This is a genomic window from Raoultibacter massiliensis, from assembly GCF_900199545.1.
Taxonomy (GTDB): domain Bacteria; phylum Actinomycetota; class Coriobacteriia; order Coriobacteriales; family Eggerthellaceae; genus Raoultibacter; species Raoultibacter massiliensis.
In genome coordinates this window covers 940,347-967,057 of sequence record NZ_LT962671.1, presented here as the reverse complement: position 1 = coordinate 967,057, position 26,711 = coordinate 940,347, and the positions used below count along the sequence as shown (strand labels likewise).

Genomic DNA, 26,711 nt, shown 5'->3' with positions numbered 1-26,711 from the left:
CTTCAAGTAGAATCGGAACGCGTTGAAAACGAGACATTCCACGTCTTGGACCTTCTGCCTCGCATTCCCGTCCTAGGATCATGCGGTATGCCTTCGTCTCCGTAGGTAGAATATGGAGCAAACGCAAGAAAGATGGCGAGACCGCCGTTCGACGTCGTTTATGCAATCGCGGACGACAAGGTTTTCTCGTTCTCGACATTGTACATATGAAAAGCGCGAGTTAGCGGCTGCCTTCATACCATGGAGTCCAGAATCGACATGAGGCCCGCGTCGCCGCGGCGACGCGAAGCGACGGCGTTGAGGGAGGCACCGCCTGCGAATCAGCGCATAAGAAGCGAAGCTGCGATTTCTCGGGACGCGGTAGGTCGGAAATGCCTGGTTCCCGATTGGACTCGCATTCGGACGGCGCCGCATTGCGCCGCGGAGGCAATGATGCTATCTTTTTGTTTTTAGGTACAATCGAAGGCCATGCCTCCCCGCCCTTCGACGTGCCGGCCACATAGGGTGTGCCGCGGAATGACTTCTCGGTTGGGAATCGCCATGGAATGGAAGCTCAAATACAGGATCGCCTTGCCGGTGACAAGCGTCGTCGTCGCGCTGCTGCTTGCAAGCATCCTTGCGGGATACTTTCAGCAAAAAGAGCAAACCGATCAGGCGCTCCACGAGCAGGCATACATCCTTTCCCAAGAGATGTCGGCCATATGGGATTTCATGTCCGTTAACCAGTCCAAGATAAACACCGATTCCGACGGCTCGTACAGCTTCAAAGGGCTTCACTGCTCGATAGTGGGCACTTCTGTTGGGGCACTGTTCTCCAGCAGGACGGACTATGTTATAAGGTATGTGTCGGACACTCCCCGAAACCCTCAGAACGAAGCGGACGAGCTGGAGGCCGAGGCGCTCCAGGCGTTCCGCAACGACGACTCCCTCGGCGAGTACACTTCCTACGGGACCATGAAAGGCGATGTTCCATACTACCGATACGTCATCCCCCTCAGGATGGAGACCAGCTGCGAACCGTGCCATGGCTTTCCTGCGGGGGAGACAGATGAGACGGGTTTTCCGAAAGAAGGCATGGAAAAGGGCGACATCGTAGGCGCTGCGAGCATCAGCATCCCCATGAGCATGTACGAGGACTCTCTGGCCGATAGGGTTTTTTCTCAGGCTGCTATCTCTTTTCTTGCTTTCGCCTCCTGTCTTTTTGTTGTGTACCTTGCCGTCGTGCGTTATGTCGTGAGGCCTCTTGAGGGGATAGGGGCAGCCGTTCGAGACATCGGATCCGGGAAGCTTAGCGTACGCATAGATGCCGTCGAGGTGAATGCCAAAGACGAAATGCACGACCTCGTCGGTCATTTCAACAAAACCGCCGAAGAGCTCGAGACGCTGACGTCTGGTTTGGAGCGAAAGGTTGCCGAGCGAACGGCGCAGCTGGAAGAAGCCTATGCGGACCTCAAGGAGCAGGCTTGCCGTCTCGAGTCGCTGAACGAGCGTCTGGAGGCTGAAGATCGATACAAGTCCCACTATTTCACGATGATGAGCCATGAACTCCGAACGCCGCTGACGGCGATTCACGCATATGTCGACATCCTTAAGGGCATGGAGCCCGGCGAAGGCTCTTCCCGCTGCGAGATCGTCGAGAAAATTCATGCCAGTACGGTATCCCTCTCGAAGCTCGTCGGCAACATCTTGGAGATGGCAAAGCTCGAAGCGGGCAAGGTCGAACTAGAGACGCAGATTGTTGACGTGGTCGATGTGATGGGGTCTCTCGAAAAGACCCTTTCGCCGCTTGCCCAGGCAAAGGATATACTGCTGTACTTCTACATAGCCGAAAAGGTTCCCTTGTTCTTGGCGGACGAGGAAAAGCTGCTTCACGTCATCGAAAACCTGGGGAGCAACGCGATAAAATACACTTCGGAAGGCGGCATCGTGGTAATCGAGGCGTATTATCACAGAAAGGACGATACGATACGATTCGCCGTTACGGACGATGGGGCGGGTATACCGGCGGACGAGCATGAAATCATTTTCGAGAAGTTCAAGCAGACGAAGAGCTCCTTGGCAAGACCTGTAAGCGGCAGCGGGTTGGGGCTTGCTTTGGCGAAGGAATACGTTGAGTTGCACGGCGGCTCGATACAGGTAACGTCGGCGCCGGGCGAAGGTAGCATATTCCGCGTTATCCTACCGTGCGAAAAGCCGGATCTCTTCGGCGAGGAGGTATGAGGGATGAAGATCCTGATCGCAGACGACGATGCCAGCATTCTCGACGTGGTGTCGTTCTATGTGCGCAAAGAAGGCCATAAGCCCGTTACTGCGCGCAATGGGCGCGAAGCGCTCGTTCTATTCCGCGAGATACCGTTCGATCTGGTGATACTGGATGTGATGATGCCGGATAAAGACGGATTCGAAACCCTTTCCGATATCCGCACGGTCAACGAGGACGTTCCCGTGATAATGCTTTCCGCGAAAGGGGAGCTGGAAAGCAAAGGCAGAGGCTTCGGCCTGGGCGCCGACGATTACGTTACCAAGCCCTTCGAGTCGGAGGAGCTGATGCTGAGGGTGAACTCATGCCTGCGCAGGCACAGGATTAGGACGGAAACCAAGCAAGGCGGCGTAATTGCTTTGGGCGATCTCTCCATCGATGCGGAGAAGCGCGAGGTCGCAGTTCGTCGGGAGCGTAAGGTGATGACCGCGAGGGAGTTCGATCTTCTTCTGTGCATGGCAGAGCATCCGAATACCGTTTTTTCTCACAAACAGCTGCTCGAGGCCATCTGGGGGGCCGATTACGTAGGGGATCCGGGGGTTGTGAAGGTCTACGTTCGAAAGCTGCGCGAAAAGATCGAGGACGATCCCGCATCTCCGAAGCATCTTTTGACCGATTGGGGAATCGGCTACCGTTTGGTGTGAATTCTTGCATCTTACAAACGCAAACAATCCTTAACGAACGTTAACCGGCTCTCGTCTGATCCCGTTGGTATAGTTGCTTTCTGGAAAGTCAGAACGGGAGGAGAGAGAATGTCAGGAATAGTCAGCGGCTCGATGGGCGTCAGCCTTGACCGCAGGTCGTTTCTAGCCGCCACCACTGCCAGCTTGGCAGGGCTTACGCTCGCCGGCTGCTCGCCGAAAGGCAATGCGGTAACCGATGCAGAGGAGGGGGAGGAAAGCACAGCATTCGAGAGCGACGGCAAGTGGGTCTCTGCCGCGTGTTGGCTCAACTGCGGCGGCAAGTGTTACAACGCCGCCTACGTGGTCGATGGCGTAGTGGAATACCAAAAGACCGATGACACTCATGAGGACTCCATCGAGATGCCCCAGCAGCGCGCATGTCCGCGAGGGCGGTCGCTGCGGCACGTGGTGTACGCGCCCGACCGCATTCGCTACCCTATGAAAAGGAAAGGTTGGAGCCTCGAGGATCCCAACGGCGAGATGCGCGGCAAAGACGAGTGGGAGCGCATCAGCTGGGATGAAGCCCTGGATTACGTCGCCGCCGCATTGAAAAAGGCGATCGAGCAGGACGGCAACCGATCCATCGTCTATCCTGGATGGACGTTCCAGCATACGTTTGGCGGCAACATTCTTCCTGGTCTAGGCGGTTGTACTTTGCTCAACGACACGTCGTCTTACGGTACTTACAACCGTGCATGCTCCATGTTGGGGCACAACGCAGGGGGCGATGCCAACGATCGCTATGATCTCGTCAACGCCGATTACATCGTTCTTTACGCATGCAATCCCGCCTGGGCATCTCCCGGTGCGCCTTCTTTGTATTTCAAGCAGGCGAAGGACACCGGCGTTTCTTTCGTATACGTCGGTCCCAGCTACAACGAGACCGCCGATCTTCTCGACGCGCGCTGGATCCCCGTGCGCCCCGGCACCGACACCGCGTTTATGCTCTCCGTCGCCTACGAGATGATTAAGCTCGACGAGGATCGCGGAAACGTTATCGACTGGGACTTCCTGGACAGATGCACCGTCGGCTTCGATGCCGAGCATATGCCCGAGGATGCCGTTCTCGACGAGAACTTCATGGATTACGTCCTGGGCAAGTACGACGGCGTTCCCAAAACCGCCGAGTGGGCCTCCGAGATCTGCGGCACTCCGGTCGAGGATATCAGGTGGTATGCGGAAACGATGGGCAAAGAGAACGCGGTTAGCGTTTTGCATTCCATGGCTGTCGCGCGCTGCAACGACGCAGACGACATCCCGCAGCTCTTCATGACCATCGGCGCGATGGGCGGTCATGTCGGCAAGCCCGGTCACAGCACTGGCGCTGCGTATTCCCAGTCGGCGGGCAACAACGGATTCGATATTGTTTCCGCTGGTGCGACGGGTATCCAAAGCCTGCCCAATCCGGTCGGAGACGTGATCGACGCTCCCGATTTGTGGCAAGCGATTCTGGATGGCAAGTATCGCTACTGCAACGGGGCGATGTCCGATCCCTCTACCGTCGAGGATCGCGAGATCAAGATCCGCGTGTTCTACAACATGTGGCGCAACGGCCTGCAGACCATTCAGGGCATCGCCACCGGCATCGAGGCGTTGCGTACTTTGGACTGCGTTATCCATCAAGGGTACGACTTCAACCTCACCGCGCGCTACGCCGACATCCTGCTGCCAACCCAGACCCAGTGGGAGCGCTTCAGTCCGTACTTCTTCCTGACCTCCAAGGGCCGCGAGTTCCAGATTTACCCCAACAAGGTTATCGAGCCGCTGTGGGAGGCCAAGTCCGATGAGGAGATCGGCATCGCCCTCCTCGAGCGGTTCGGCGTCGACCCCGCAACCGTGCTTCCTATTTCCGAGGAGCAGCAGTACTTCAACCTCATTGCGGGTTCCACCGTGCTTGCCGAAGACGGTGCGACCGAAGAGCCTCTCGTAACCATTACGCAGGAGGATCTGGATCGTCTCGGTTTCGAGGGCAAGCCTCAGGAGGGAAAGATTTCCTTCGACGATCTTATGGAGCAGGGGATCTATCAGGTTCCGCGCAAGGAGGGCGACAATTTCGGTCACGTTGCTCTCGTCGCGTTCCGAGAGGACCCCGAGGCGAACCCCGTCAACTCCAAGAGCGGCAAGATGGAGATCTACTGCCAGACCAAGGCCGACGGCATCAACGCCATGGGACGCAGCGTTATCAAGCCGTACCCCTCTTACAGACCGGCTCTCCATGGCTACGAGGAATCCTTCGCCGATTGGGAAGGGAAGGTCAAGGGGGACTATCCGTTCCAGATGTACAACCCCCACTATCTTCGACGTGCTCATACCGGCTTCGACAACGTTCCTCAGCTTCGCGAAGCCCTCCCGAACTGCGTGTTCTTGAACGCCGAAGACGCGGCGGAGAAGGGCATCGAAGAGGGGGATGCGGTGCGCATCTGGAACGGGTACGGGCAGTGCTTGCGCCATGCCACGTTGAGCCATCGCCTCATGCCCGGGTGCGTGGCCCTGCCCCATGGCACGTGGTGTGATTTGAACGACGACGAATCGATGGACCGCTCCGGATCCGACAACTGGATGCTTGCGCCCGATACGAGCGGCCTGGGAGTTTCCGGCTACAACACCAATCTCGTGAACTACGAGAAGTGGTCGGGCGAGGATTTGGCTGACGACAAGGATCGCGTGTTCGGCCCTGTCGGCGGCATCGAGTAAGGAAGGCGGATCAACATGACGTTAGGTTTTTATTTCGATGGAAATCGGTGCATCGGCTGCCGTGCGTGCTCCATCGCGTGCAAAGATTTCAAGGATCAGCCCGTAGGCTCGAACTTTCGCCGGGTGACCAGTTACGAGACGGGCTCGTTTCCGACGGCGCGAAGCTGGCACTATTCGATGGCCTGCAACCACTGCGCATCGCCGGCTTGCGTGGCGAACTGCCCGACGGGCGCCATGCATGTCAACGAGGAGGATGGCACGGTCATCCACGACGACGAGATCTGCATCGGCTGCAAGACCTGCACGGAGGCATGCCCGTACGAGGTGCCTCAGTATCGAGAGGATTTAATGATCGTCCAGAAGTGCGACGCATGCGCCGTGCGGAGGGCTACTGGCGGGAATCCTTCGTGCGTAGACGCCTGCTCCATGCGTGCTCTCGATTTCGGCGATGTTGATGAGATGATAGCGAAGTACGGCGACGATCTCGTGTCCGATCTGCCCTTCCTACCCGAATCGTCAACCACGAAGCCGACGACGCTCATCAACCCGAAGCCCGCTTCGCTCGCCGAAGACTACCGCCAGACGGCCGAATAACTTCGAGCGGCCATGGCGAGTCGGGCACGTTCACCCTCTTTTTTTGGCGGACGTGCCTTGCGATGAAGGGAGAACGGAATGGGTTCGAGTCAAACGAAGGGGGCAGAGTCTGTGGACGGAGAAGACCTGTTGGCTGCTAGACGGTATCTGTACGGGCTTTTATGGCTCGTGCTTGCAGGGGAGCCGAAAGAGGAGTCGGTGGAGGCCCTTGTTTCCGACCTGGCGCATGAGGCCGTGTCAATCGTCGATGCCGGCGACGACGGTCTTTCAGCCTCGCTCGAACGTGTTAGGAAAGAATGGGATTCCCTTGTCGGCGGCAGTTCGCCAGAGCCTATAGATGCCGTGAGGGGCCAGTACATGAAGGCGTTCGTCGGACCCGGCAAACTCGCCGCATATCCTTGGGAGTCCATGTACGTGGAACCCGCGCCGGGCTTATTCCAAGACAGCACTCTGGCCGTTCGCCGATTCTATGCCGAGCAGGGCATGAGGCCGGCGCGCCTGAACGCGGAGCCTGATGACCATATCGCAACGGAGCTCCATTTCATGATGAAGATGAGCGAGCGGTCGATTGGCGCAGGCTCCGAATTTCCCGAGATGGCGAGTGTCCAGATCGCCTTTTTGGACGACCATCTCCTGCGGTGGATTGCCGAGTATGCGGCGAAGCTGCGGGAGTCGAGTACCGCCCCGTTCTACAGCGCGGTACTCGAATTCGCAGAAGCGTTCGTAAACGAGGACAGGGTTCTTCTCGACGGCTTCGCGGTACCTCGCTCCTCGGCATGCCAAACCGCCTCTCCCTGAGATTAGCGGGTCGACGCGTATGTTGGGCGGCGGTCAATGCCTTCGGCTCTCGGAAAACCGCACGCCGAAGGCATTGGACCAAGGGCGAGGCACGCAGGCCGCGAGAGAACATATATAGGATGCATCGCAGCGAGTTGCGAGGGGGCCCGTGCAACTCGCTTTGCCCAGACTTTGCGACGAAGGCATGCTGCATGCGGACGAAGATCCTATTTTGTTGCAACTCTCGCCCAGGGAGGATTGGCGGGGGATTCCGCTGCCCTACGAATTCTAACAAGCGAAATTGATTCAGGATGCCGCGAATGCGAGACGCCGCGGTTCGCGCGCGGCGTCTCGATGATTGTCCTGTTTACATAAGCAAGGCAATCATCGAAAGGAGCAGGCCGCGTTCCCGGCTCTTGCTCTCGAAACGAGCCCCCACTGGGCTGACCGAAGGCCCCGGCCCCCGCAGGCCGGGATCAGGGCCACCGCCTTTTTCCTTTATCGACCATGGCATGTATATATTTAAAAAGGGGAAGTACCTTGTCTATTCGCAGCATGAAGGGAATCGAATGATGATTTTTCCAGCGAAGCGCAGATACCGACACTGATCCCTGCAGTGCAAACTGGTTAGTCTCGCAATCGAATCAACAGGGGCATCTATCAGCACGTATGTCCTCCATGAAGCGTACACAAGAGGTTTCGAAGCCGATTAAGTTGCAAGACTTACCGCACTCATGGAATGCGCTGTAGGGGGTATAATTGCAGCATTTAACGCTCTTCTCCGCAATCTGCACATAGATACGCGCGTTACAGATTGCAATTAACCCGTTGCGCTACGCCTGTAAATTGAATTCTCGTAAGACAGTTCCTCTCTTGCAGTCTTGCATAAACCTAACTCCCCGCAAAGCCCCGAAAACCCGCAGATAATGCGAACTCCACAAGCGCCCCACAACAGGGGCGTTTCCTTTCTTCCCGCAGTGAAAACCCGACGGGGAAGGAGGGCCGGATGGCCGATTCCGAGAAGGAGGGGCGGACCCGGCGCCCGCTTGCGTACGACGACAGGGTGGCGATAGGGCACGGCCTGAACAGGGGCGACCGCATAGCGTGGATCGCGCGCTCGATAGGGCGCACCCAGCACATGGTGGCCGAGGAGGTGAAGCGCAACTGGACCGACGACCCGCGCGGCCACCTGACCATCCAGAACAGGAACATCTGCGTCAAGCGCGCAGCCTGCGAGGTCAGGAGGCTTTGCAAGACGACGTGCATGGCGCCTTGCAGAAAGTGCCGCGACCGGCTCTGCAACTCGCTTTGCCCGGACTTCGAGTGCTCGCCGTGCCCGAAGCTGGAGCGTACGCCCTTCTGCTGAAACTCGTGCAATCAGCGGCAAGGCTACGGATGCTCCCACCTGTACCGCTTCTACGAGGCTAAGTACGCCAGGATTTGGCGAATGCCCGCAAAGCGAGGCCAGAAGCGGCATAGACTGCGACCCGGAGGTCTTCGAGCACGCCATCGACGTCATCAAGGACGGCCTCTCCAAGGGGCAGAGCCCGCAGCACATCATAGCCGCCAACCCCGATGACATACCCTTCGGCGCGAGAAGCCTCTACAACTACCTGGCGGGCGCCAAGATGGGCACGCTAACCAAGCTGGATTTGCCCAAGGCGGTGCGCTACAGGCCGCGCAGCAAGTCGTCAGACGGGGGAAAGTCGCCCCAGATACCGCGCGCAGCGCCTGGAAGGCCGCCGCTGGTCGGACTTCCAGGCGCTTTTCGTGCGCCGCATCGGCTTCCAGTTCTACATCCTCCTGCCCGACAAGACGACCGAGAGCGTCATCCATGCCATCGACACCTTCCAGGACATCTACGGCACCCGGTTCGGCAAGGTGTTCTCCCTGGTCGTCTGCGACCGCGGGTCTGAGTTCGCAGACGCCGAGCGCATCGAGCACGGCAAGAACGGCAAGCGGCGACTGAGGCTGTACTACACGGACCCCCAGCAGTCCCAGCAGAAGCCCAAGGCCGAGCGACGCCATGCCGAGCTCAAGCGCATCCTGCCCAAGGGCAAGACCGACTTCGACAGGCTCACCGGCCGCGACATGGCGGCCTGCATGAGCCACGTGAACAGCTACATGGTTGGGTCGATGGGGTGGGCGAGCCCGATGGACCTGGCTATGGCGCTGTTCCCGAAGGGTCTTTTGCGTGCTTATGGAGTCGAGAGAATCGACCCGAAGGAGGTGAACCTGACGCCGAGCCTGGTGCCGCACGCCATCGTGAAGTTGTAGGCGTCGCCCGGAAAAGAGAATAAGGCGGCATGCTTGCCGCAAAAACTATCTTCCAGTCTTGCAACGCCATGACGGTAGGTCTGACCTGGTGTTCTCTGAAACAGGCGGCTTCTCCATAACTCGATATCTGACGAAACGTTTTGAAAGAGTCGAAGATAGTGATTCTAAGATATGAGCTGGAATTGAAGAAGTGGAAGAGAGCGAACCTCTGATCTGCACAAATGCTCTCTAACGTGAATGCAAACGACCCGCAACCCAGTCAGCCGTTACAGGTATTCCAGCTTTACATAAGATGCAGCTTATGTAAACCAAAATGAAATAATCTGTAAAGCTAGGGTAGGGGATACCCTGATACTTTACTGCTTTGTCAAATTTTAGCGTACAGCTCGCGCTTAATGCTATGTTGCTGCCCGCTATCGAACACAATAGACGTTTCACTATCCGAAATCAACAAATTTTCTTCGTCGGACACAAAATCTAGGTACTGTTCGTATGTCATGCAACTAGATACAGGGCGTTTAACGCCACGAGAGCAATTGTAAAGCCTTATACCGCTCTCATAGTTCATAAGCCTGCCGCCTTTCTTAGATTCGGCCTTATCGTCCGTCAGGTAGGCGCAAAGGTAATTACCAAGATTATTGATATCGTTGGAAAAGCCCTTGACGTTAACGAAACCATGAGACCATGCGTCTCTAACGGGATGATCATCTTCATTGTTGGGCATATAAGGAGCAGGGCAGGGGAAAAAGAGAACCATATGAATATGCCAAGCCCCGCACCCTTGCTGCTCTTTCACGTAAAGATATTCAAAATCACCGTACATGCGATGCATCTTCCTCAAGAAAGGTTGCAAATCCTTCCGCAATTGCGAGTTATCGGTCATGTTCTCGGCATAAGTTAGGGTTATATACTTGATCTGATCGGGAGAATCGTAATTGCAATTAATGAGAGCCTTCAAACGGTTAAACGACTTCCTCACGCTATCCAAGCTATCGCCCTTGGTTTCGGCCTTGGGCTTGTAAAAACCGAACTGCTGCGTCGAAGTAATGTAATACACTTCGTCGTTAACTTTGCGAATGCGACAATGCTCGGGCGGGAAGAAAGGGCAATGCACGAGCATTGCGGTATTGCGGCAATCAAGGTACTTGATGTAGCAAGACGGAGCAGCAAGGGACATGAGAGACCTCCAAAACGTCCGCATTGTGTCAGTATAATCAAGTTAATAAGGGAGCCGGACACCGCGCATGCTAGGGCTAGCGCCCTGGCATGCGCTCGCCGAGACCAGTACGGATAAAGAACCGCAATGAAGAAAGAGCGTCGAGACGCGGCTAAACCTTGGAGCGGTTTAGCCCATCCCCGAAAATGTAAGCTAAAAATATTTACGCTGCTGCCCGCAGCGCAGGGACAGAGGTAGACCCGATGTATCACATGTCGTTGGATTTATTGTACAGTCTATGCATGCGCTCCATCTGCTCGCGCGTTAATCCAGTTTGCCGTATCTCGTCAAAATGATCGTACCAGTATGTTTGCCAATAATCGGACTGCTGTTTCAACTGCTTTTTATGCTTACGCGTAAGCGCAGCCGCAACGATAGCGCCACCGATGCATGCCGCAGCCAACAATAGTATCAGAGCACCCATCAAATCACCTACCGTCATTGCTAACCAAATACATCAACAAATGAATCATAACACAGTGCGAACCGCTAAGGCGCGCCCGCCGCGCCCGCAGGGGACCCCCCGACCCCCTGCGGGTCACGTCGGAACGCGGCATAGCTGTCGTACATGCGATAGATGCTCTTGCGCACACGAAACATCGAAACGCCTATGCGCTCATTAAGCGGATAAAAACGCTTGACCGCTATAAATACCTCGCCAAGAGCAAGCAACGTCATAATCTTGCCCTTGATACCGAAATTACCGAGCCTACGGTGTATCACCTCGTACTCAATTAAACTCCGTATCTGACGATCTATCATGCGGTCAAATTGCGCAATGAAAATAATCTCATATCCGTACTTACGATGCTGGCTGAAAAACTCAAGCCAGTCGGCACGGTTCTTGGCCTGCCATTCGCGACTGTTAAAAATCAACTGACACTCATCGATAACCAGTAAAATATGATCTTCTTTGAACCTTCTGCCACCTTCAGACCAATAACCTATTGCGTAATCCTTCAAATACTGCGGTGTCAGCGCATCATTCGGGCAATACGAAAAACAGTTGAAACCCTTGACCTCGCAATTAAGACTGTAATTTGCAATGACGGGCTTCTTGTAATTAAGCGAATCCCGTATGGCTTTGGTTGCATGCAAGCTCTTACCGCTACCTGGAGTACCGCTGTACAGAGTAATTGTCATTTGCCGATCACCCTAACTATCTTCGTAACAAGCCCAGCCCCATAGTAGGCAGCAAGGCCAGCAAGCCAGAGCGCCAAAACACCTAGTATCTGCCCAATAGGAATAAACCAATTTAGCCATGCCAAACCGTCCGTAGCAGCGACAGTACCCCCGATGGCAGCCACGATATCGGGAAACGGACACACATCGACATTGGTATGCACCCATTGGAGAGCATCGTAAATCATCTGGCCAAGCCATCCTATAACGTCCATGAAACCACCTATCCCATCATCTTCTTTGTTACAAAAATTAGCCCGATACCAAAAAGAAGCAACTCGACCGTTCGCAGAATGGACGCAACGGAATCATAGTCAGACAGATCGACCGAAAGCGAGTAATCGCCCACAGGGGTAACCAACGGAAACTCGAAAGCGGGAGCCTTAGCGCTCGAAGAGAGCAGGGAGACCATATCGTACAAATCCCAGGGTAGACAGATGGGAAAGATCATGTAAGCGTCAACATCCTTGAATTTCGACCAATCGAAATCGTCGCGAGGTTTGAAAAAATCAGGAAGGGCCTGAATCGCTGCAAGCAGACCAGCGAACTCGCCGGCGATATCGAGCGTCGCTATCCAGTCCCAGACCTGCGCAAGCCATTGCACCAGCCCCAAACTCTGAATCCAAGTCCATACGTCGGCAAGCCATCCAGCAAGTCCAAGGGACGAAAGCCACTCCCAGAGCAGCGAGAGAGGAGAGAGGAGCGAAACCAGATCGACGTTCCGCAACCAATCCCAAACATCAGACAACCACTGTGCCATGTCCAGCGATTGCATCCAAGCCCACACGTCGGCGCACCACGCCATAAGGTCATCCCACCAGCCAGCTAGGGCGCTGCTAATACCGTCGAGTATAGCAGGGATACGATCAAGGCCAAGCAACAAGGTCAACGCAGCGAGGATCTTGTTAAGAAGCGACCCAATATCCGCATCGCCCCCTTCGCCTTCGCCGCCCGAACTGTTTTCGAGAGCCCCAGTGCCCTCCATAACGTCAGTGTAATCATAGCCAGCAGCCAACTGATCGGCGGTAGGAGACCACACCTTAACCTTGTCGGCAAAATCGCCCCACGTCCTGCCGCCAGCAAGCACGCTGCCAACCAAAGCACCAGCAACCGCACCGTCAAGCACCTTGCCCCCCGATACAGACCCAACGCCGTCAGTCCATTGACCAGTGGCAAGATCAAGCACTCCCATTGTCTTTACCGAATCTCCGAACTGAAACCTAATCTTGGCATCGGAAGAAACCGACAGCTCGGTAAGATCATCAAGATAATACCTATTGTCAAAATAAGAAGACGTTAAGTTCCAAGCCGAATCACCTGGTTTTAGAGAGTAAGTACCGCCCGACCCGATCTTTTCAATCCGATAGAGACCGTCCGTTCTACCGTAGGTTAATCCAAGCATCCCATTCGTAACACAAGTAGCGAGCCAAGTACCTTCATACGATATGCTAGGATAAGTCGCCATGATGGGGTAATTAGATGTCGCACCCATAGAAAGATCAACGTCCGTAACTCGAAAAGAAAGCGTTTCCCCATCTATCTCAACTACAGTAAAAGGATTAACAGCCGAGCTTTCGACCTCGGAAGCCCCGAGGACGTTAGCCCACGTATCGAGATTGGAAAGAAAGCCAGAAGATAGCAAAGAGAGCATAAGCATGCCGTCATCACCGACGGCGTTGTTAAGCTCGGCGGCCAAGGCATCCGAGGTAGTGCCAGACCAGCGAACAAAATCATTCCAGCACTTTTCAAGATTCAAATCATATTCAGATTGAGTAGAGCCTACAACAGCTATGCCAGCCAGAGAAAACAGAGTCACCGCTATAGGTACGGCAACTATCGGTATCGCCTCCGCTTCCTCGGGCTGTGTAAAATCGTCTAGCGAAGTGCCCGTCTTAGGCAGTACGCCAAACGTCGCGACAACGACAGCAAGCACCACGCAAAGCGCCTTACAACGTATCTTGGATGTATCAAACATATCACGTCCTTAACGGTAACGGGCGTCCCCGAGATTACGAGAACGCCCGAAGGGGAGGGGAAGCCCGCCAAAACTACTTAGCAAACTTTTTGAAAACGCGGATGCCGAGACCGACAACCACAAGTGCGCCCATAATGGGCAGCACAACGGGGATGATAGCCCCGATAGCGCTCATCGCATCGCCAGCAAAGCTGGTAATCGCAGTCGTAAGAGACGTAGTAATTGCTTCCATATCTTTCTCCTTCCTACACTCGTTTGAACAAACTGATTGCGGCGTACACCAAAAAAGAGACCAGCCAGCCGATCACAGCCAGCAGAACTCCAGCAGGAGCGGCACCGAAAAACGATGCCAAAAAATCTATAAAAGACTGATCGTAATATGTCGTCAAAATATCAAGCATGCCATTTACGAGTGATGCAGAGACCGAAAACCAAACCGATCAACAAGACGATGGCGACGAAGATGAATATCAGGGTCATCTCCATCGAACCCATCAATGTCATCAGATCGGTCAGATGCTGTTCCGTCAGGGAAAAGCCATCTGTCGCGCTCGCGGTCGACAAGGCACCCTCTAACGCATTTTCCATTGCCATCAACTCCTAATCCGTCCAGCTCAAACTCAACGCTAACAAGCCGCATAGCATGGCAAGCGTTGTACTCGCATAAGAAATCAGAAACCCCGTCGTAAACATCCTCGATATCCCTTCGCTCGCCATCGGTGAGTTCCAGCAACTCGACTCCCATCACGCCACCACCTTCGGAGAACGCGCAACGAAAAGGCACCTGCCGTTCCAGGCTTTGATAGCCTGCCGCTCGCTATCGAAAACGCCGAACCGGAGATGCCCTCCGCAGCAGGTTATGGAGCCGTCGCGATACTCGGGCTTATCGCCGCAGAAAGGGCAATCATCGAAGTCATCGAAAACAAGATCGCCCTTGCAGTAGCGCACGAAATCGGACATGCCCGCATCGGCATCGGTCATAGCGCTTATGTAGCCCTGCGCGCCGAACACCTGATCAAGCAGATCATCGATGACGGACATGGCGACTTCGCCCGACTGGTAGCCCATGACAACGAGACCGTTGTAGGGATTGACGGCGAAGGTCAGGAGCTGACCGCGCGGAAAATAATCGTCGGAATAATTCGCGAAGCTCTTAAAATCGAACGTAACCGAAGCATTCGTCCCAGGCATCGCGCACCGCCCTAGAACGGATGCACTTCGGCGGCGGCCTTTTCCTCGCTCTGCGAGAGCGAGGGCGCATCCTTCCAGACCTTCTCGGTAGGGTAGACGTTCACCAAACGTCCTTTGAAAGTGTTGAACTTGGGATCAAAACGAAAATCTACAAGAAGGTAGGAATCCTGATAATCCTTAAGAACGGAGATATCGAGATCCTTCGGAACCGCGAGGATGAACGTATCGGCGGTACCGCGAACCGAGAAGTTCGCACGACGGTAGAAAACAGTCTCGCCGTTGGACTTGTCCACGAACGAGTTCTCGACAACACCCAGATAAACTGCTGAGACCTTTGCGCGCATAATATAACTCCTTTACTTACCGTTGCAGTAAGCAGGAGAGTACGCCCGCAACCCAGCCAGCCGTTACAGCTATTCCAGCTTTACATAAGATGCATTATCAATAAAACGTGTTTACAAAGGAGAACCACGGAAAAAGGCGTCTTGACACCGTTTTATCCCCATGTTGAGTTTCCGCTGTTCGAACCGCCAGTCGATGGCGCCGCTCCCTCTGGAAACAACTTGGAGTAATCACCGGTCTCAAGAGCTTCGATCATCAACGGATAAACCGATACCACGTAGATAATATTCAATACAAGCGCTATTGCAGTTACCACCAAAGCTACGATGCACGCAGTCTGCAGGCGTTTCGCCATCAAGGCCATCGGGCCGTTGTTTCGCATAAGGTTTCGGATTTTACGGAATGCGAGGATTCCGCACACAAGTCCGATCACGCCAAGGAACACCCCGCCGATGATCATCGATACCGGACCCGTTATGCTGGCCGCAATGACGAGATTCTGCGCCGACCGAAGCTCTCGGGCATCATCGTAGTTAAATTGCTGCTGATTTGGGGTATGCGGTGGCAGATTGTTCTCGTCGGCCATCTGTTTTCCTTTCAAACGCAAAATACGGGCCTTTGACCAGGCATTTTACAAACAAAGCTCTGAGAGCCGTTCTAAGGCCCCGTTTTGACTTCCAACGACTCCTAGGTCATCGTTTTTCAATCTTTTAACGCCTTAGAAAGCTTAAGAATTCGCATTCTTATTTTTTAGGCATCCAAACTCATTGCGGAGGGTCTTCAAGCTCTCTTCAAGCTCTTCTCTTTGGTACTCGAGCACTGTTTCACGCGCTTCAAGTATCGCCATGCGTTCAGCGCGACTCGAATCGCCCTTCAAGCTTAGTCTGACATAATACTGTATGCCTTCGATGGACAAGCCGCTTTTCCTCAAAGCATCAACAAGATGTAACGCATCGATGTCGCGATTCGAAAACCAGCGAACCTTGTTTTTACCGCGACGCAGTTCGGGAAAAAATCCGCACTTATCGTAATATCGAATCGTGAATGCAGAGATCCCGGTCATTTCAGAAACCTCGCTGATCGGATACTCGGGCGAAGTTTCACCCAAGGAGGTTTTTCGCGCCGGCGTTTCGCTCATGGTCGATCCTTTCGAATAGCGCAGCATTTCCGTGACGGTCGCATGCGCCTTTGGAAATCGAGGGCAATGCTCGATTCATTTCCTTTTTTCATTAGAGTAACTCTAACCCTGACTCTGTTGAACTTGCTTCGTTTGCTCAGCATTAGAGTAACTCTAATGCTGTATATATTACCTTAGAGTTACTCTAAGGGCAACCTTGAGATAGCCGTATCATGAAAATTAGGAGGCCCCTTTCGGGGCCTCCTTCGGTAGCAGCTGCGTATGTGGTTTGTAAACTACCTTTATCGAGAAAGCGGGGGTCTTCTGCAGTTAAACTGCGTTTGCCCGCTTATCCCGCATCATATGGGCCAGCCGCGAGCCCTATGCCGAACCGCTGCTTCCAAAGCCGCCCGCACCACGCTCCGATTCTTCAAGCTGGTCGCAAGCCGCAAGCGATACAACAGGTGTAGCCATGATCACCAACTGCGCAACACGATCGCCTCTTTTTATTTCAATCTTTGCAGCAGGGTCAAGATTTATCGCGATTACTTTAATTTCGCCTCTGTAGCAACTGTCGATCAAACCAGGGGCGTTGACGATCGACAGCCCTTGCTTTATCGCCAAGCCGCTGCGAGGTACAACGAATCCCGCGTATCCTTCGGGAATGGCCACGGCGATACCGGTCGGCACGAGCGCCCGCTCGAACGGGGCCAAGGACATGTCGGTCGAAGAACGCAGATCAAGCCCCGCATCTCCCGGATGAGCGTAGGCGGGCATTTCGAGTCCGGAATCGATAAGGCGAATCGGTACTTCTATTTCAGCCACAGGTTAATCCAAACCCTCGAGAGCAGTCGCGAACTCCTCGATGTTCTGAAAATCCTTATACACGCTTGCAAAGCGCACGTAGGCAACATCATCGAGCTTGCGAAGACGAGCCAGCACCATGTTCCCAAGATCCTTCGATTTGATTTCATTTTTCATATCGTTGCGAAGCTCGGCTTCGATATCATCGATCAGGCTCGTTACCTGCTCAGATGATATGGGACGTTTCGCACATGCAATCAGAACGCCCCTGAAAAGCTTCTCACGGTTATACGCCTCGGACGATCCGTCTGACTTCACGATTACAAGGGGGTTGTCGCCTAAACGCTCGTAAGTGGTAAAACGGCGACCGCAATCAAGGCATTCCCTTCTTCGCCGTATCGAAGCACCATCTTCCGAGGGGCGCGAGTCCACGACTTTTGATTCGGCATAACCACATGAAGGACAGCGCATCATACTCCTTTGTTGGTGTTTCGGTTACTTTACCATACTACATATTGTGTCACAATGCGCTTTGCTTTCTTTTGACAAATCACCAAAAACCAGTTGCTACGATACGACGAGAACCGTATCGCCTCTGCACGAACCTCCTGCCGCTATCCCTCCCCCCTCGAAGTTCCAGGATATATCCGTCAGAGCTGAAAGGAATGCTTCGTCATGTGATACCAAAACAAGAGCGCACGCGCACTGCGCCAGCACGTTTTGCAGCGCCTCTATCGAAGGAAGGTCGAGATGGTTGGTCGGTTCGTCCATGACGATAAGCTGCGGGCTTTCAAGCAGTCCTACCGCAAGCATAGCCTTCCTCAGCTCTCCAGGACTCAACTCTTCTCCGGACAAGATGCGCTCGGGAGGAGAGTTGAGACGTGCAACTATCGAAAGCACACCCCCAAGATGCGATGACGAGCCGCCCTTGAGCTTTTCGAGAAATTCTCTCCCCTCTTCAGGCGTCACCTCCTGCGGAATATAGACAAGACGATCGCCGAGATCGAAAGACCCCGCAAGCAGCATTTTCAAAAACGTGCTTTTACCGGCTCCATTTCGCCCGCGAAGAGCAATGCGATCGGTCGGGCCTACGAAGATGTCGGGATAGAGCAAACGCCGGGTCTCTCCCATCTGCACGGCGCCGCCCTGCACATGTGCGACGTATCGGCGCTTCGATGGCTCCGCGTGGATATCGAGGGGCTTGTCGTAAATCTTCTTGGTGCGGGCTCCGTCAAGTCTTTCCTGAGCAAACTCGATCTTCTTGTCCATTTGGGCAGACAAGAGCCCCGCCTTTCCATCTTGGCCTGAATACACGGCAAGGCGGAGTTTTTCACGACCGTCGCTATCATGTTTGTCGAGCTTGCTTCCCGATCGTCGCGCACTGCTTTGGCCTGCCACGTTTTTCCTGCGCGCGGCTTCGGTTTTTGCACGAGCGAGCTGGTCGCGAGCGTTTTTTCTCTCGGTTCGCGAAGTCTTTTCGCGCAGATCAAGCTGCTCTTTCGCGCTGGTGTACGCTCCGGGGATCATTGTTCCCTTCCCTGATTCCAGGAAAAGGCAATGGGAAACCAGCTCGTCGAGGAAGAGCCTGTCGTGAGAAACCAGAAGCCCGATCCCCCGGTATTCTTTGAGAGCATCCAGCAAAACCGCGCGAGTTTGCCGATCGAGGTGATTTGTCGGCTCGTCAAGCGAAACAACCGCTGGGTTAAGTGAAAGTGCGCAGGCGATCTGTATGCGCTTACGCTCGCCGTGCGAGAGCGTATCGTATCGCCAGAGCCAATCGTCTTCCAATTCGAGCATCGTTCTGAGGCGAACAGCATCTGCCGAGTAATCGGATGCAAAATCGAGCAGATTCACTGGAGCGTCTTCGGTAGCCTGAGCGCAGTAGACTCCCGAAACAGCCGGTCTGATCGAGCCCGAATCTGGCTTACAGATCCCGCAGAGCAACTTGAGCAAGGTGCTTTTGCCAGCACCGTTGCTGCCGACGATTCCCGTCCAACCATCGGCGAACGTGACCGACAGGTTTTCCAAAGCGGAATTCGGCGCATCTTCGTATGTGTAGGTAATATCGTGCAGCGTAATGAACATAGCGGCCTCCATTGAAACAAGGCGCAATGCGAGTGCGATGCGAGGGTAATTCGGAAAACAGAACCAGCGACAACGATTGCACACCCGCTTGCGACAATAGGATACTGTCTCTTGCTTGGGTGCCCGAAGGCAATCGTTATATGCGCATGTCCTTCTCCTTGACAACGGGAACAACGCCAGCGGCGATTGGATGATGGAAGTGTACCATAGTACCAACGAGATTTGAAGCATGCGTCCGTCATGGAGCAATTTCGATCGTAAATCCAGCAGCCTCGCGCGAATCACAATCAGGCGACAACGAAAGCCACCTGAAAAGAAATGCGCCCCGGATGACCGGGGCGCGTACGCAGCTTCCTGCGGAACGCAGCTTCCGCGGAAGACGGATGAGTCGATTACAGGCCGATGAAAATAGTGGCGAAAGCGCTCGCGGCAAGAATGATGCCGGCAGACACCGACTGCCAAGGAGCGATGCGGCCGAAGCCTTTTCCTTGGACGCTTCCCGTTCTCAATTCGCGCATGAGCGCCAGATCGACCATCTTCATGCGACGATCCTGCGTTGCATGCTGGCCGTTTGAGCGAGCATGCGACAACGGAAATTCGATAATGGGCGCTTGAATCTGCTGTTCAGAGGCGTCAACCTTGAGGGCGGCTGTTCCGACCACGCTGTAGTGTGCTTCGAAATTCTTCATAAATGTTCCTCCCTGGTCTTGCCTAGAACCTTTGTTCGTGTATACTATATGGCGAACAAAAGTTCATGTCAAGATATTTTTCAAACATTTGTTCGAAGTTTTGAAAGGAAGCCCTATGGCAGAAAAAGTCACAAAGCGCCAGCAGGCGGTTCTCGATTGCATCGAGGATTGCATTCGCGAGAAGGGATACGGCCCCACCGTGCGTGAAGTGTGTCAAAGCCTGGGTCTCTCCTCCCCTTCGACGGTTCATGTCCATCTCAAGGCGCTTGAAGACAAGGGCCTCATCAAACGCGATCCCCTGAAGTCGCGCTCAATCGCCCTCACTTATCAGCTCGACGATCCTGCGGGTTCCGGCTTCGACGATATCGTCCAGCCTGCGTTCGGAAACTTGGTGAACCTTCCCCTTGTCGGCGATGTCGCAGCCGGCTCCCCCATTCTTGCGGAAGAGAACATCACCGATACCATCACCCTTCCCACTGAAATCGTCGGCGACGCAGCGGCGTTCCTGCTCTCCGTCCGCGGCGATTCCATGATCGAAGCGGGCATCAACAGCGGTGATTACGTTGTCGTCAAAGAACAGCCCACGGCCAATAACGGCGACATCGTGGTGGCCATCATGGACGACGGGGCGACGGTTAAGCGCTTCTACAAGGAGTCGGACCATATTCGCCTGCAGCCCGAGAATTCGTCAATGGATCCCATCATTACGACCGATTGCTCCATCGCTGGAAAAGTTGTTGCCGTTTTCAGGCGCCTTTAGGTACTGCACTTACGGTATTGCAGGAATGCACCGACCCCGATCCCGCAAGGGATTCGGGGTCGTGTCTTTTCACGCCGCTTCCGGTTACGAAGCTTTGCTTTTGTCCTCTTCGATTAAAAACGTATCGAAAAGCGGGGCGTAAGCCGGTCCTATCTGCATATCGATGCGCGTACCGCTCTCCCCATGCTCCTCTCGCACGATCAACGCGCGCTCATGGGCAATCGACACAAGATCGCCCCGATCATAGGGGACAAGTACGCTTACCAGCCGATCATGGGCCGATGCGACCACGGCGATCCTGCGAACCAAATCGTCGATCCCGGCCTGGGTAAGGGCCGATACGGCGATCGCATCGTGATGACGATTCGCAAGGGCGCACAACTCCCCTTCATCGAGCAGGTCGACTTTATTGAATACTTCGACGCGCTTGATATCCTGTGCCCCTATCTGGCCGAGCACCTCTTCGACCGAACGCATCTGAGCCTCACGCTCCGGTGACGATGCGTCGATAACATGCAGTATCAGATCGGCTCCCGAGATCTCGTCGAGCGTCGATTTGAATGCTTCGACAAGATTATGGGGAAGCTTTTGGATGAACCCGACGGTGTCTGTCAGGGTGATCTCGCGTCCCTCGGGCAAAACGAACTTCCTCGTGGTCGAGTCAAGCGTGGCAAACAGCTTGTCATAGCTGAGAACGCCCGCATCGGTGAGCGCGTTGAGCAAACTCGATTTACCAGCGTTGGTGTAGCCTGCAAGCGATACCTTGAACATGCCGCTTTTGTATCTGCTTTCGCGCTGCAGCGCCCGCACCTCCGAAAGCTGTTTGAGCTCTCGCTTGATCGAGGTGATGCGCTTTCGCACCATCCTCCGGTCGACTTCGAGCTGGCTTTCGCCCTCGCCGAACCTTGATCCCACGCCGCCGCCCATGCGGTTGGACGCAAGATGGGCCCACATGCCCCGCAATCGGGGAAGCAGGTATTGGTTCTGGGCCAGACGAACCTGCAATCGGCCTTCTTTGGTTGCTGCATGCAGGGCGAAGATATCGAGGATAAGTGCCGTTCGGTCTATCACCTTCACATCCCTCGGAACTATTTTCTCGAGGTTCGTTTGCTGCGAAGGCGTCAGTTCGTCATCGAATATGACGACGTCGGCCGCGAAGGAGCGGCACAGCTCGGCCACTTCCTCGGCTTTTCCCGACCCGATGAACGTACGGGCGTTCGGCGTATCGAGTTTTTGAGATGCGGTGGCTACCACATCAGCACCGGCTGTATTGGCAAGCCGCTCGAGCTCGGCAAGGCTCTCGGAGACCGGCCAGGCAGCATCGCCTCTGTCGATTCCGACGAGAACGGCACGCTCGCGCACTTCTTCAATTTCAAAATGTTTGGTATGGGACATGGTTGCAAAGCCTTTCATAAGGTTGGAATACAGGTGGAAACGAGATGCGCTACCGCAACCTTATCGAGGCGACTCCCATGCCATGTCCCTTCTGAATCGATTTCACGAACTCAGATACTACCACGGGGATCCTCCCTATTACAACAGGCAGGCAACTTGTTTTCATTCCGTCGCCGACGAAAGTGGCTACGCTATCTCCTTGATCCGCCTGACCGCCTCGAGAAGCCTGTCATCGGACGTTGTGAGCGAGATGCGGATATAGCCCTCGCCGTCGGGGCCGTACCCGTTTCCGGGCGTCACGATCACGTGCGCCTGCTCGAGCAGCTTGGTTGCGAACGACTCCGACGAGTAACCTTCGGGAACCCGAGCCCAAACATATATCGTCGCCTTTGTGTCTTCACATGTCATGCCGATTGCCCTGAGCGCCTCGACAACCGCATCCCTGCGACGTTGGTAAAGCGCGCACATGTCGGCTACGCACTGCTGAGAGCCGAGCAGTGCGGCGATAGCCGCTTCTTGGATTGCGGTGAACTGTCCCGAATCGAGGTTGTTCTTCACCGTTCCCAAAGCAGCGATCGACTCGGCATTGCCCGCTGCAAAGGCGATGCGCCACCCAGTCATGTTGTATGCCTTCGAAAGGCTGAAAAACTCGATACAGCACTCCTTTGCCCGCGGGCGCTCCAGGATCGACGGAGCGCTGTATCCATCGAAGCAGATTTCGGAATACGCGTTGTCATGAGCCAAGAGTATGTCGTTTTCCAAGCAAAAGTGAATCGCCTTATCGAAGTATTCCTCGGTTGCAACGGCACCAGTGGGATTGTTGGGATATCCGATGAACATGATCTTCGCCTTCGAAAGAACTTCTTCTGGCACATGATCGAAATCAGCGAGGAACCCGTTTTCCTCCCTCATGGGCATGTAATACGTATGACCGCCCTGAAGCATTGCTCCGCCCGAATAGACCGGATATCCGATCGACGGCGCAAGCACGTAGTCGCCGGGATCGACGAAAGCTGTGTGGAGGTGAGCGATGCCCTCCTTGCTGCCGATAAGCGCCAGCACTTCGGTTTCGGGATCGACCGAGACGCCGAAGCGGCGATGCATCCACGTGGCGCACGCCTGTCGATACGCTGCAGAGCCCGCATAGTCGGGATACTGATGGTTTAGGGGATTGCGGATGGCTTTCTCCATAGCCTCGATTATGTGGTCGGGCGTCGGACGATCTGGATCGCCTATCCCAAGCGAGATCACGTCAACCCCTTGTTCCCTAAGGGCATCGCGCTTCTTGTCTATCTGCGCGAACAGGTAAGGGGCCATGCGATTCAAACATTCTGCCGTTTTCATTTTAAATCCTCTCATCCGCTACGCGGGCAAATGTATTGTTCCCGAAAAGCTTTCCCTCGCCGGACCCGTCATCAGAACGTGTCCATCCGCGCACCATTCGATCGAAAGCGTCCCGCCTCTGAGCACAAGTTCGTTCGATCTGCCGGCTCGGCCTGTAAGCGCCGCCGCAACATGCGTTGCACAAGCTCCCGTACCGCAGGCAAGCGTTTCGCCGCATCCCCGTTCGAACACGCGCATGGTTAGCGCATGCGATCCCACCACAGCGAACTCGATGTTCGCCCGTTCGGGGAACACGGGGCTCGCCTCGAAAAACGCTCCTGCACGTTCGATATCGAACGTCTCCAGACTCTTATCGTGGGAATCGGAGAACAGTTCGTCCGGAAGACCGTCCATGTCGTCCAGGAAGCAAACGGCATGTGGGTTGCCCATGGATACGCAAGTGAAAGAGAAGCAGCCCCAGGGCGATTCAAGGGAAGCCTCGCGCACGTAAGACGCGCCGCTTTCGGTTTCCGCGTTGGCTTCGAGCAAGGTGGGGATTGCGCTGGGGGAAAACTCGGGGATGCCCATGTCGACCGTCGCCTGGGTAAGCTTCCCGAAATCATCCGTCTCAAACGAGATCCGCCGTTCGCCGGCGCGCGTCTCAGCCACGAGTTGACCCGATTCAGCGGAAACGTAACCGCGATCGACAAGGAATTTCGCGAAACACCGCACGCCGTTGCCGCACATTTCGGCCAAGCTGCCATCGGAATTGATGTAATGCATATACGCCGCGCACGATGGATTTTCAGGGGGTCTGACAAGTATGATGCCGTCGGCCCCGATGCCGAAATGCCTGTCGCAGAGCCAGGCAACCTGATCGGGTCTCAATTCGATATCGCGTGAAAAGTCTTCAATGAAAACGAAATCGTTTCCCGCTCCATGCAGCTTTATAAAATCGAGATCCACGCTTTGAGCCTTTCTAACGTTCTTGCGCACCCCGATCATGCAAATCGAACAGTACGCGCTCGGCCAGCCGCCCCGCATCCCCCTCGTCGGCATCGATCCATACGATGCGCTTGTCTTTCCTGAACCATGTTCGCTGCCGCTTGGCGTAGCGTCTCGTTGCGGTTTTTATACGCACCACTGCGTCATCGAGGGTTCCTTCGCCTTCAAGGGCGGCGACGATCTCTTTGTATCCTATCGCTTGAGGCGCCGTTACACCCTCTCTGAACCCCCGCTGTAACAAGGATTTTACTTCCGCAACCAAACCCTGCTCGATCATTGCATCGACACGGCTCTCTATGCGCTGGGCCAAGACCCCCGGCGTCACCTCAAGCCCGTAGACGATGGCATCGATTGCTTGAGGCATCGATTGCAGGCGCGCATGCTGCGCGGCGTAGTTAGTGCCTTCCGAGAGCATCTCGAAGGCACGCACAACCCTTCGGACGTTGTGGGGATGGATAAGCTGCGCGCTTGCAGGATCGACGCGATTGAGCTCCTCCCACAGCGCCTGCCCCCCCTGCTCGTCCGCAAAACGCATGTAGCGTTCCCGCACAGGGTTTTCGACCTGCTCCCCTTTAGGAAAGTCGTAATCGTCGATGGCGGCCCGAATGTAGAGGCCGGTGCCGCCCGCAAGAACGGACCGTTTGCCGCGCATCGCAATATCGGAGAAGCAGCTGCGTGCATAATCTTGGAAAAGCGCCGCCGAATACGGCTCGCCCGGATCCACCAGATCCAGGCCATGATGAGCGACTATGCGATCTTCGGGGGGAACCTTCCCCGTTCCGATATCCATCCCCTTGTACACTTGCATCGAATCGGCGCTTACCACCTCGCCCCCGATGGCCGCGGCAACCAACTGGGCAAGGTCGCTTTTACCCGAAGCGGTGGGGCCGACGATGCAGATGACCGGCCTGGCGATGTCCGCTGTCGAATCGCTATTCGGCATCGCTTTTCAGCATCCGCCCGGCATCTTCGTCTTCGATGACGCTTCCCGACAAGTACCACGTGCGTGCTTCTTCCACCTTGACGGAAACGAACGTGCCGGCAAGCTCGTCGGCAGAAGATCCTTCCGGTACGCGCGCGTGGACGGTTTGATTTTTGGGACTCTTCCCAGAAAGCACCGATCGATCGCGTTTCGATGCGCCCTCTACGAGCACCTCGATCGTCTTGCCCGCATCAACCTGATTGCTCTGCCATGCCTTTTCCTGAACGAGATCGACCAATCGGTCGAAGCGCTCCTGAATCACCTCGTGCGGCGTATCGTCGACCATGCTGGCCGCTGGCGTTCCTTCGCGCTTCGAATAGATGAACGTGAAGACCTGGTTGTAACCAACCTCCTCGACGAGACTGTACGTCGCCTCGAAATTCTTTTCGGTCTCGCCGGGAAACCCGACGATGATATCGCTTGAAAGAGCGATGCCGGGACAGGCTTCGCGAAGCTTCTCGATCAAGCCAAGGTAATGATCCCTCGTATAGCGTCTGTTCATCGCCTCGAGTATACGATCGGAACCCGATTGGACAGGCAAATGGAGCGCAGGCATGAGCGACCCGAGCGTCCCGAAGCGCTCGATGACGCCGTCAGTCAGGTCCTTCGGATGGCTTGTTGCGAACCGAAGCCGAGCGATCCCCGTCGCGTCAACCTCATCGAGCAGATCGGCGAACCGCGGTTCGCCGTACAGATCGCGGCCGTAGGAGTTGACGTTTTGTCCAAGCAGCGTGATCTCTTTCACGCCCGCCGCGACATACGTCCGCGCATCCGCGATGACATCTTCCAAGGGACGTGATTTCTCCCGTCCTCGCACATAGGGCACGATGCAGTACGAACAGAAGTTGTTGCACCCGATCGTGATGGGAAGCCAGGCAGCCCAACTGTGCTCGCGGACGCTTGGCAGATCGGTGGGAAACGTCTCAGCCGAATCAAGCACTTCCACATGATGGCCCCCGGCTTCGATCGCGCTTTCGATGAGTCTGGGGAGCGAAGCGAGGTTATGGGTGCCGAACACCACATCGAGATGGGGAAGCTCGCGCACGAGCTTCTCGCCGTCGCGTTGGCCGATGCATCCGCCAACCGCGATGATCCGATGATCGAGCTTCGACGATTTCGGCAATGGAAGGTTTTTGAGCGAGGCAACCTGCCCCAACAAGCGGACATCGGCGGCCTCCCTTACGCAACAGGTCATGAACACGACCATGTCGGCTTCGTCGTAGGTGTCGACCTGCAGGGCGCCGAGCCCCTCGAGCATGCCCGCTATGCGCTCGGAATCGTGCTTGTTCATCTGGCATCCGAACGTACGGATACAGAACGTCGTATGGGAAAACGTATGATGCATGGGCCTATGTCCTTG

The 26,711-nt window shown here is 55.2% G+C and carries 28 protein-coding genes; 8 read left to right on the top strand and 20 right to left on the bottom strand.

The window, feature by feature from the left end:
• Nucleotides 1-540: 540 nt before the first annotated feature.
• From C1719_RS08310 to C1719_RS16075, 7 genes are all read left to right on the top strand, one after another.
• Complete coding sequence (locus C1719_RS08310; RefSeq protein ID WP_180963530.1) at nucleotides 541-2,220, top strand: ATP-binding protein; 1,680 nt, start codon at nucleotides 541-543, stop codon at nucleotides 2,218-2,220.
• A 3-nt stretch (nucleotides 2,221-2,223) separates the two neighbouring features.
• A complete protein-coding gene (locus C1719_RS08305) occupies nucleotides 2,224-2,904 on the top strand; it encodes a response regulator transcription factor (RefSeq protein WP_102374674.1) in 681 nt (226 codons plus the stop codon).
• A gap of 108 nt (nucleotides 2,905-3,012) precedes the next feature.
• Nucleotides 3,013-5,637 (top strand): molybdopterin-dependent oxidoreductase, encoded by a 2,625-nt coding sequence (locus C1719_RS08300; protein ID WP_102374673.1) that lies wholly within the window; start codon nucleotides 3,013-3,015, stop codon nucleotides 5,635-5,637.
• A 15-nt stretch (nucleotides 5,638-5,652) separates the two neighbouring features.
• Nucleotides 5,653-6,231, top strand: coding sequence for a 4Fe-4S dicluster domain-containing protein (locus C1719_RS08295; RefSeq protein ID WP_102374672.1), 579 nt, complete (start codon nucleotides 5,653-5,655; stop codon nucleotides 6,229-6,231).
• Nucleotides 6,232-6,342: 111 nt separating this feature from the next.
• Nucleotides 6,343-7,029, top strand: a complete 687-nt coding sequence (locus C1719_RS08290) for a TorD/DmsD family molecular chaperone (protein ID WP_180963529.1) — start codon at nucleotides 6,343-6,345, stop codon at nucleotides 7,027-7,029.
• Between the two features lie 985 nt (nucleotides 7,030-8,014).
• Nucleotides 8,015-8,374 (top strand): helix-turn-helix domain-containing protein, encoded by a 360-nt coding sequence (locus tag C1719_RS08285; RefSeq protein ID WP_102374670.1) that lies wholly within the window; start codon nucleotides 8,015-8,017, stop codon nucleotides 8,372-8,374.
• Nucleotides 8,375-8,778: 404 nt separating this feature from the next.
• A complete protein-coding gene (locus tag C1719_RS16075; RefSeq protein WP_102374669.1) occupies nucleotides 8,779-9,285 on the top strand; it encodes a hypothetical protein in 507 nt (168 codons plus the stop codon).
• 367 nt (nucleotides 9,286-9,652) lie between these two features.
• Here the strand turns inward: C1719_RS16075 and C1719_RS08275 are convergent, their stop codons facing one another.
• The 15 genes from C1719_RS08275 to C1719_RS08210 all read right to left on the bottom strand — a co-directional run bounded on the left by C1719_RS08275 (nucleotide 9,653) and on the right by C1719_RS08210 (nucleotide 19,886).
• Nucleotides 9,653-10,462 (bottom strand): rolling circle replication-associated protein, encoded by an 810-nt coding sequence (locus C1719_RS08275; protein WP_146007872.1) that lies wholly within the window; start codon nucleotides 10,460-10,462, stop codon nucleotides 9,653-9,655.
• Nucleotides 10,463-10,709: 247 nt separating this feature from the next.
• Nucleotides 10,710-10,925 (bottom strand): hypothetical protein, encoded by a 216-nt coding sequence (locus tag C1719_RS08270; protein ID WP_102374667.1) that lies wholly within the window; start codon nucleotides 10,923-10,925, stop codon nucleotides 10,710-10,712.
• 65 nt (nucleotides 10,926-10,990) lie between these two features.
• The gene (locus C1719_RS08265) at nucleotides 10,991-11,644 is read right to left on the bottom strand and encodes a zonular occludens toxin domain-containing protein (RefSeq protein WP_102374666.1); all 654 of its coding nucleotides are present in this window, start codon (nucleotides 11,642-11,644) and stop codon (nucleotides 10,991-10,993) included.
• Nucleotides 11,641-11,898: a hypothetical protein gene (locus C1719_RS08260; RefSeq protein WP_102374665.1), complete on the bottom strand. Its 258-nt coding sequence runs from the start codon at nucleotides 11,896-11,898 to the stop codon at nucleotides 11,641-11,643. The genes C1719_RS08265 and C1719_RS08260 overlap by 4 nt, the downstream gene beginning before the upstream one ends.
• Nucleotides 11,899-11,906: 8 nt before the next feature.
• The gene (locus C1719_RS08255) at nucleotides 11,907-13,658 is read right to left on the bottom strand and encodes a hypothetical protein (RefSeq protein WP_102374664.1); all 1,752 of its coding nucleotides are present in this window, start codon (nucleotides 13,656-13,658) and stop codon (nucleotides 11,907-11,909) included.
• A 73-nt stretch (nucleotides 13,659-13,731) separates the two neighbouring features.
• Entirely contained in the window at nucleotides 13,732-13,890 is a 159-nt protein-coding gene (locus C1719_RS15710; protein WP_180963528.1) for a hypothetical protein, read from the bottom strand.
• 161 nt (nucleotides 13,891-14,051) lie between these two features.
• Nucleotides 14,052-14,246: a hypothetical protein gene (locus tag C1719_RS08250; RefSeq protein WP_146007871.1), complete on the bottom strand. Its 195-nt coding sequence runs from the start codon at nucleotides 14,244-14,246 to the stop codon at nucleotides 14,052-14,054.
• A gap of 156 nt (nucleotides 14,247-14,402) precedes the next feature.
• A complete protein-coding gene (locus C1719_RS08245; RefSeq protein WP_102374662.1) occupies nucleotides 14,403-14,849 on the bottom strand; it encodes a Lar family restriction alleviation protein in 447 nt (148 codons plus the stop codon).
• Between the two features lie 11 nt (nucleotides 14,850-14,860).
• Complete coding sequence (locus tag C1719_RS08240) at nucleotides 14,861-15,193, bottom strand: hypothetical protein (RefSeq protein ID WP_102374661.1); 333 nt, start codon at nucleotides 15,191-15,193, stop codon at nucleotides 14,861-14,863.
• Between the two features lie 152 nt (nucleotides 15,194-15,345).
• The gene (locus tag C1719_RS08235) at nucleotides 15,346-15,777 is read right to left on the bottom strand and encodes a hypothetical protein (protein WP_102374660.1); all 432 of its coding nucleotides are present in this window, start codon (nucleotides 15,775-15,777) and stop codon (nucleotides 15,346-15,348) included.
• Nucleotides 15,778-15,918: 141 nt separating this feature from the next.
• Entirely contained in the window at nucleotides 15,919-16,329 is a 411-nt protein-coding gene (locus C1719_RS08230) for a MerR family transcriptional regulator (RefSeq protein ID WP_102375994.1), read from the bottom strand.
• Between the two features lie 360 nt (nucleotides 16,330-16,689).
• On the bottom strand, nucleotides 16,690-17,133 hold the full coding sequence (gene dut, locus C1719_RS08225) for a dUTP diphosphatase (RefSeq protein WP_102374659.1): 444 nt from the start codon (nucleotides 17,131-17,133) through the stop codon (nucleotides 16,690-16,692).
• Between the two features lie 3 nt (nucleotides 17,134-17,136).
• The gene (gene nrdR, locus C1719_RS08220; protein WP_102375993.1) at nucleotides 17,137-17,583 is read right to left on the bottom strand and encodes a transcriptional regulator NrdR; all 447 of its coding nucleotides are present in this window, start codon (nucleotides 17,581-17,583) and stop codon (nucleotides 17,137-17,139) included.
• Nucleotides 17,584-17,679: 96 nt separating this feature from the next.
• Entirely contained in the window at nucleotides 17,680-19,197 is a 1,518-nt protein-coding gene (locus tag C1719_RS08215; protein ID WP_102374658.1) for an ATP-binding cassette domain-containing protein, read from the bottom strand.
• A 392-nt stretch (nucleotides 19,198-19,589) separates the two neighbouring features.
• A complete protein-coding gene (locus tag C1719_RS08210; RefSeq protein WP_102374657.1) occupies nucleotides 19,590-19,886 on the bottom strand; it encodes a hypothetical protein in 297 nt (98 codons plus the stop codon).
• Between the two features lie 115 nt (nucleotides 19,887-20,001).
• Here C1719_RS08210 and lexA point away from each other — a divergent pair, with 115 nt between their 5' ends.
• Nucleotides 20,002-20,646, top strand: coding sequence for a transcriptional repressor LexA (lexA, locus tag C1719_RS08205; protein ID WP_102374656.1), 645 nt, complete (start codon nucleotides 20,002-20,004; stop codon nucleotides 20,644-20,646).
• Between the two features lie 84 nt (nucleotides 20,647-20,730).
• Here the strand turns inward: lexA and hflX are convergent, their stop codons facing one another.
• The 5 genes from hflX to miaB all read right to left on the bottom strand — a co-directional run bounded on the left by hflX (nucleotide 20,731) and on the right by miaB (nucleotide 26,696).
• The gene (gene hflX, locus C1719_RS08200; RefSeq protein ID WP_102374655.1) at nucleotides 20,731-22,041 is read right to left on the bottom strand and encodes a GTPase HflX; all 1,311 of its coding nucleotides are present in this window, start codon (nucleotides 22,039-22,041) and stop codon (nucleotides 20,731-20,733) included.
• A 186-nt stretch (nucleotides 22,042-22,227) separates the two neighbouring features.
• Nucleotides 22,228-23,385: an LL-diaminopimelate aminotransferase gene (locus C1719_RS08195; protein WP_102374654.1), complete on the bottom strand. Its 1,158-nt coding sequence runs from the start codon at nucleotides 23,383-23,385 to the stop codon at nucleotides 22,228-22,230.
• A gap of 18 nt (nucleotides 23,386-23,403) precedes the next feature.
• Nucleotides 23,404-24,330 (bottom strand): diaminopimelate epimerase, encoded by a 927-nt coding sequence (gene dapF / locus C1719_RS08190; protein ID WP_180963527.1) that lies wholly within the window; start codon nucleotides 24,328-24,330, stop codon nucleotides 23,404-23,406.
• Between the two features lie 13 nt (nucleotides 24,331-24,343).
• Nucleotides 24,344-25,312, bottom strand: a complete 969-nt coding sequence (gene miaA, locus C1719_RS08185) for a tRNA (adenosine(37)-N6)-dimethylallyltransferase MiaA (RefSeq protein WP_102374653.1) — start codon at nucleotides 25,310-25,312, stop codon at nucleotides 24,344-24,346.
• On the bottom strand, nucleotides 25,302-26,696 hold the full coding sequence (miaB, locus tag C1719_RS08180) for a tRNA (N6-isopentenyl adenosine(37)-C2)-methylthiotransferase MiaB (protein WP_102374652.1): 1,395 nt from the start codon (nucleotides 26,694-26,696) through the stop codon (nucleotides 25,302-25,304). Before miaB ends, miaA begins: the two co-directional genes overlap by 11 nt.
• Nucleotides 26,697-26,711: the final 15 nt, after the last annotated feature.

Coding starts and splice junctions, on each gene's coding strand:
- nrdR (WP_102375993.1), bottom strand. CDS start 17,583: ATGCGCTGTCCTTCATGTGGTTATGCCGAATCAAAAGTCGTGGACTCG.
- C1719_RS08285 (WP_102374670.1), top strand. CDS start 8,015: ATGGCCGATTCCGAGAAGGAGGGGCGGACCCGGCGCCCGCTTGCGTAC.
- C1719_RS08215 (WP_102374658.1), bottom strand. CDS start 19,197: ATGTTCATTACGCTGCACGATATTACCTACACATACGAAGATGCGCCG.
- C1719_RS08270 (WP_102374667.1), bottom strand. CDS start 10,925: ATGGGTGCTCTGATACTATTGTTGGCTGCGGCATGCATCGGTGGCGCT.
- C1719_RS08210 (WP_102374657.1), bottom strand. CDS start 19,886: ATGAAGAATTTCGAAGCACACTACAGCGTGGTCGGAACAGCCGCCCTC.
- miaA (WP_102374653.1), bottom strand. CDS start 25,312: ATGCCGAATAGCGATTCGACAGCGGACATCGCCAGGCCGGTCATCTGC.
- C1719_RS08260 (WP_102374665.1), bottom strand. CDS start 11,898: ATGGACGTTATAGGATGGCTTGGCCAGATGATTTACGATGCTCTCCAA.
- C1719_RS08305 (WP_102374674.1), top strand. CDS start 2,224: ATGAAGATCCTGATCGCAGACGACGATGCCAGCATTCTCGACGTGGTG.
- C1719_RS08275 (WP_146007872.1), bottom strand. CDS start 10,462: ATGTCCCTTGCTGCTCCGTCTTGCTACATCAAGTACCTTGATTGCCGC.
- C1719_RS08255 (WP_102374664.1), bottom strand. CDS start 13,658: ATGTTTGATACATCCAAGATACGTTGTAAGGCGCTTTGCGTGGTGCTT.
- C1719_RS08240 (WP_102374661.1), bottom strand. CDS start 15,193: ATGCGCGCAAAGGTCTCAGCAGTTTATCTGGGTGTTGTCGAGAACTCG.
- miaB (WP_102374652.1), bottom strand. CDS start 26,696: ATGCATCATACGTTTTCCCATACGACGTTCTGTATCCGTACGTTCGGA.
- C1719_RS08295 (WP_102374672.1), top strand. CDS start 5,653: ATGACGTTAGGTTTTTATTTCGATGGAAATCGGTGCATCGGCTGCCGT.
- hflX (WP_102374655.1), bottom strand. CDS start 22,041: ATGTCCCATACCAAACATTTTGAAATTGAAGAAGTGCGCGAGCGTGCC.
- C1719_RS08310 (WP_180963530.1), top strand. CDS start 541: ATGGAATGGAAGCTCAAATACAGGATCGCCTTGCCGGTGACAAGCGTC.
- C1719_RS08250 (WP_146007871.1), bottom strand. CDS start 14,246: ATGGAAAATGCGTTAGAGGGTGCCTTGTCGACCGCGAGCGCGACAGAT.
- C1719_RS08235 (WP_102374660.1), bottom strand. CDS start 15,777: ATGGCCGACGAGAACAATCTGCCACCGCATACCCCAAATCAGCAGCAA.
- C1719_RS08265 (WP_102374666.1), bottom strand. CDS start 11,644: ATGACAATTACTCTGTACAGCGGTACTCCAGGTAGCGGTAAGAGCTTG.
- C1719_RS08230 (WP_102375994.1), bottom strand. CDS start 16,329: ATGAGCGAAACGCCGGCGCGAAAAACCTCCTTGGGTGAAACTTCGCCC.
- C1719_RS08245 (WP_102374662.1), bottom strand. CDS start 14,849: ATGCCTGGGACGAATGCTTCGGTTACGTTCGATTTTAAGAGCTTCGCG.
- lexA (WP_102374656.1), top strand. CDS start 20,002: ATGGCAGAAAAAGTCACAAAGCGCCAGCAGGCGGTTCTCGATTGCATC.
- C1719_RS08300 (WP_102374673.1), top strand. CDS start 3,013: ATGTCAGGAATAGTCAGCGGCTCGATGGGCGTCAGCCTTGACCGCAGG.
- C1719_RS15710 (WP_180963528.1), bottom strand. CDS start 13,890: ATGGAAGCAATTACTACGTCTCTTACGACTGCGATTACCAGCTTTGCT.
- C1719_RS08195 (WP_102374654.1), bottom strand. CDS start 23,385: ATGAAAACGGCAGAATGTTTGAATCGCATGGCCCCTTACCTGTTCGCG.